At 47.6% G+C, this 4454-nt stretch carries 5 protein-coding genes; all 5 read left to right on the forward strand.

Annotation, left to right across the window (positions count from 1 at the left end; all coding sequences use genetic code 11):
• Positions 1-401 precede the first annotated feature (401 nt).
• Complete coding sequence (locus tag GVY04_05605; protein ID NBD15628.1) at positions 402-1454, forward strand: glycosyltransferase; 1053 nt, start codon at positions 402-404, stop codon at positions 1452-1454.
• 20 nt (positions 1455-1474) lie between these two features.
• Positions 1475-1666, forward strand: a complete 192-nt coding sequence (locus tag GVY04_05610; protein NBD15629.1) for a hypothetical protein — start codon at positions 1475-1477, stop codon at positions 1664-1666.
• Positions 1667-1681: 15 nt separating this feature from the next.
• Complete coding sequence (locus GVY04_05615) at positions 1682-2974, forward strand: glycosyltransferase (protein NBD15630.1); 1293 nt, start codon at positions 1682-1684, stop codon at positions 2972-2974.
• Entirely contained in the window at positions 2971-4125 is a 1155-nt protein-coding gene (locus GVY04_05620; protein NBD15631.1) for a glycosyl transferase, read from the forward strand. Before GVY04_05615 ends, GVY04_05620 begins: the two co-directional genes overlap by 4 nt.
• Before the next feature lie 29 nt (positions 4126-4154).
• Positions 4155-4454, forward strand: a 300-nt coding sequence (locus tag GVY04_05625; protein NBD15632.1) for a glycosyltransferase family 4 protein, incomplete at its 3' end; no start/stop codon positions are given.

A 4454-nucleotide genomic window follows, 5' to 3' on the forward strand; every position in this document is an offset into this window, starting at 1 on the left:
AACTTATTGGTAAATGTTGATTTCGGGGCATCGAACCTCCTCACTAAAGCTCCGGTCAATCAACGGCGAGACTCCAACGCAGCGACGCAGGAGCGAAGCGACGAGGAAGTGAGGATATCCCAACGCTGAATCAGAGATTACAGCGCGGGACTTATGTTCTCGCGCTCTTGCCAGTTAATAAGAAAGTTTTCATCAAACTTTCATGAATTCTCATGAACTGATTCTCATCTTAACTTCACTTAATTTTTATAAAGCTGCGTCACCCTAAAAATAGCGATGCCACTCAGCCGTTTTCCTCGTTACCTCCTTTGATCACTGGGAAGAGGTTTAACCAACAAATCTCTCAACAGCTTCTGCAACTCCCATTACGCCAAACTCACTCATTCAAGGACAATCTACCCATGAAGTTAATGGTCTATTCCCATGATGCGTTTGGATTAGGCAATATCCGCCGGATGCTAGCCATCTGCGATTATCTTCTGCAAGCCATTCCGAATTTATCCATTCTGGTTGTTTCCGGGTCACCTGCGTTACATCAACTCCGGCTACCTAAAGGACTGGACTATATTAAATTGCCTTGTCTCGGTCGCAATGAAGAAGGAAAATTGAGCGTTACCTTTCTCAAGGGACAGTTTGAGGATACGCTTAATCTAAGAGAACAGCTGATTTGTACCGCTGCTGCTCATTTCCAACCGGATCTCTTCTTGGTGGATAAAAAACCAAATGGTTTACAAGGAGAATTGCAAGCAACCTTGGACTATTTAAAATATCACCATCCTCAAACTCGTTATGTGCTTCTGTTGCGAGATATTTTGGATAGCGCTCCGGCGACGATCGCGCAATGGCAACGAGAAAATTATTATTTCCTTGCGGAATCCCGCTATGACCAAGTATGGATTGTGGGTAACCCGGAAATTTTCAATGCGGTAGAAGAATACCGCTTTTCGCCAACGCTGAAGGCAAAAACCCAGTTTATGGGCTACATCAGACGCCCGCCCGGTCTTCAGTCTCCCCAAGCGATTCGCCAAAAGTTGGGGATTACGGACAGAGACCGCTTCATTTTAGTGACTCCCGGTGGGGGACAGGATGGGTTTTCTTTAGTCAATACCTATTTGCAAGCCCAAACCCAATGCTTTTGCGATCAAAAAATCATTAGCTTAATTGTGGGCGGTTCCGAAATGCCCCTTGCCCAGAAGCATGATTTATTAGCACGCATTCGTCCGGTTTCCCATTGGCACTGGTTAGAATTCACCCCTGATTTAGCCAGTTATATGGCTGCTGCTGATTTGGTTGTTTCGATGGGCGGTTACAACACCGTCAGCGAAATTCTCTCCTTACAAAAGCGAGCGGTGGTGGTGCCTCGAATTGAGCCGGTCGCAGAACAATGGATTCGCGCCCAACGCTTAGCAAAACGGGGGGTATTGAGAATGCTGCATCCGCATCAGTACGCTTAGCAAAACGGGGGGTATTGAGAATGCTGCATCCGCATCAGTTAACCCCACAGCGGTTGGCAGCGGTCATGAGCGAAGAATTGACTGCCTCGCCGCGGGTTGCTTCAGATTATACGCTCGATTTTAATGCCCTGCCTCGTATCACTGAAGCATTCCTGCGTTTATTGGAGCAAGAGGATTCCTTTAAAAAGTTGCTTCAGCCCATTGCTGTTTAGACAAGAATAATTGCTATGACTGAACAATCACCTGTCATCGGTTATTTATTAAAAACGTTTCCCAAACTCTCAGAAACGTTTATTCTCAACGAAATGCTCGAATTAGAGCGACAAGGCATTGATTTACATATTTTCTCTTTGCGCAAGCCTCAAGATAAGCGTTTTCATCCCAGTGTCAGTGAACTGAAAGCGCCGGTCACTTATCTGCCTTCTCTATTACCAGAATATGACCGGGAAGAAGAAACGGCCCTGCTGACAAACTATTTAGCCTGGCAACAGCATTATCCTGAGCAATGCCGGGAACAGTTGCAATTCTACATTAATCGGTCGGAAAAAAAGCACCTCAATGAATTTTTGCAGGGTCTCTATTTGGCACAAATCATGCCTGAGTTGGGCATCGCTCATCTTCACGTTCACTTTGCTAATATTCCAACAGCAACGGCAGAAATCGCTCACCAGTGTAGTGGCATTTCTTATAGCATCACAGCTCACGCGAAAGATATTTACTTGACAGAACCGATCGCGCTTGATCGCGGAATGAAATCTGCTGAATTTGTTCTTACCTGTACCGATTACAATCGTCGCTATCTCAAATCTATTGCCACTTCAGATACTCCCATTAATTTGGCTTATCATGGTTTGGATTTGCAGCGGTTTCAATCGGATCAAACCGCGGGCTCTGCCAACGGAGACTGCCTGCAGATTCTCTCTATTGGACGCTTTTGTGAGAAGAAAGGGTTTCCTGATTTGTTAACGGCGTGTGCTCACCTGAGCCTCGCCGGAGTGCCTTTTGCTTGCACAATTGTTGGGTTTGGTCCTTTGCAAGAAGCATTGGAGCTGCAAATTCAAGCCTTTCATCTTCAAGATCAGGTGACGTTAGTGGGCAAGTTAACCCAAGACCAAGTGATTGAGCAATATCGAGCAGCCGATGTGTTTGTTTTGCCCTGTCAAGTCACGGCAGATGGCGATCGCGATGGGATTCCCAATGTTTTGATTGAAGCGATGGCGATGGAACTGCCGGTCATTTCCACTGCAATTTCGGGGATTACTGAGTTAATTGTTTCAGGGGAAAATGGGATTTTGGTGCCGGAAAAAGACCCCAGCGCGATCGCGCAAGCCCTGATTCAGCTAGCTGAAGATCCTGAGCAACGTCGTACCCTGGGGCTTGCCGGGCGGAAAACGGTCACTGAAAACTTCGCCCTCGAAAAGAATGTGGCGCAAGTGAAAGCCTTACTCCTCAACACACTGACCCGTCATTCGGCATCCCCCATTAACTTGTCTTCATCCTGGGAGGCGATCGCGTCATGAAACGATTAATGTTCTATTGTCAACATATTTTGGGCATGGGTCATCTCGTGCGCAGTATGGCAATTGTGCGCGGACTGACTGCTGAATTTGAAGTCTGTTTTATCAACGGCGGTCCAGCCATTGCCGGATTTGAGATTCCTAGCGGGGTGGAAATGCTGCAACTGCCCCCGTTAACCACTGATGCCGAATTTACTCACCTCAATTTACCCGAGGGCTTTGAAAGCTTAGAAGCGGTTTTTGACGCTCGTCGCCAACAGATGATTGCTGCCCTCCAACAGTGGCAGCCGGATCTCCTGATGGTGGAGTTATTCCCCTTTGGACGCCGTCGCTTTTCACCGGAACTGATTCCCCTAATCGAAACCGCTCGTCACTGCGGAACCAAGGTGGTTTCCAGTTTACGAGATATTGTTGTCACCAAACAAGATCAAGAGCGCCATGAAGCAAAAGTGTGCAAACTGATCAACCAATATTTTGACCTGCTGCTGATTCACGGCGATCCGCAATTTATGCCCTTAGAACGGAGTTTTTCTCGGGTGAGAGAGTTGCAATGTCCCGTTTATTATACCGGCTATGTCGTGCCCAACTCAGTTTCTGCAACATCTTCCCCCAATCCCCAACCGAGTATTGTCTGCTCCGTTGGCGGCGGTCGATTCGGGCATGAGTTATTACGGGCGGTTGCTGCTGCCAGTGCGGATTTAGCACAACGGATTCCTCACCAGGTGCAACTGTTTACAGGACCCTTTGCCCCTAACGCCTTGCTTGAGGAACTGCAAGGGGTAGCAAAAAGTCGCTCCAATTTAACGGTCGAGCGCTACACCCCTAATTTAATCCCCTACCTGCAACAAGCAGATTTATCGATCAATATGGGCGGTTACAACACCACCTTAAATGTGTTGCAAACGGGGACGCGATCGCTGTTGCTCCCGTTTACGGGCAATGGGGATCAAGAGCAGACCATTCGGGCGAAACGGCTAGAAGCATTGGGCGTGGTTTCAGTGCTGCGTCCAGAGGATTTGTCCCCGCAGCGCTTAGCCGAAAAAATTGTGGATGCTCTGGAGACGAAATCGACTGCTATTGCCTTTGATTGCAATGGGGTTGCTAAGACAGCGGAAATTTTGCATGACTTTTGCCAAAAGTCCCTTGCCGCCTAACCTTAACGTTTTTTAATGGGAGAGAACTGATGAAACCGCAACGCATTTGCCTGACCACCTTAGAATTTCCCCCTGATGTCGGGGGGGTCGGAGAATCTGTGTATCGCATTGCCCAAATGCTCAAAGCCATTGGCTATGAGGTTCACGTTGCTGTCTTTCATTCTAAACAACGTAAAGATGATACCTTGCAGCGATCGCGCTGTGTCTCCCAAGAACAAAACGGAATTTTAGTCCATCGTCTGTTCCCCGCCATCCGCTCCGAAACCCCAATTATCCAAGATTTTCTCAGTGAAGTCTATTTTCTGCTGGAACAACTGCATCATCAATTT

The sequence above is a fragment of the Cyanobacteria bacterium GSL.Bin1 genome, assembly GCA_009909085.1.
GTDB lineage: Bacteria > Cyanobacteriota > Cyanobacteriia > Cyanobacteriales > Rubidibacteraceae > Halothece.

What these genes read in the sequence shown, in the direction of transcription:
- GVY04_05610 (NBD15629.1), top strand. Translation starts at nt 1,475, where the DNA reads ATGCTGCATCCGCATCAGTTAACCCCACAGCGGTTGGCAGCGGTCATG.
- GVY04_05615 (NBD15630.1), top strand. Translation starts at nt 1,682, where the DNA reads ATGACTGAACAATCACCTGTCATCGGTTATTTATTAAAAACGTTTCCC.
- GVY04_05620 (NBD15631.1), top strand. Translation starts at nt 2,971, where the DNA reads ATGAAACGATTAATGTTCTATTGTCAACATATTTTGGGCATGGGTCAT.
- GVY04_05605 (NBD15628.1), top strand. Translation starts at nt 402, where the DNA reads ATGAAGTTAATGGTCTATTCCCATGATGCGTTTGGATTAGGCAATATC.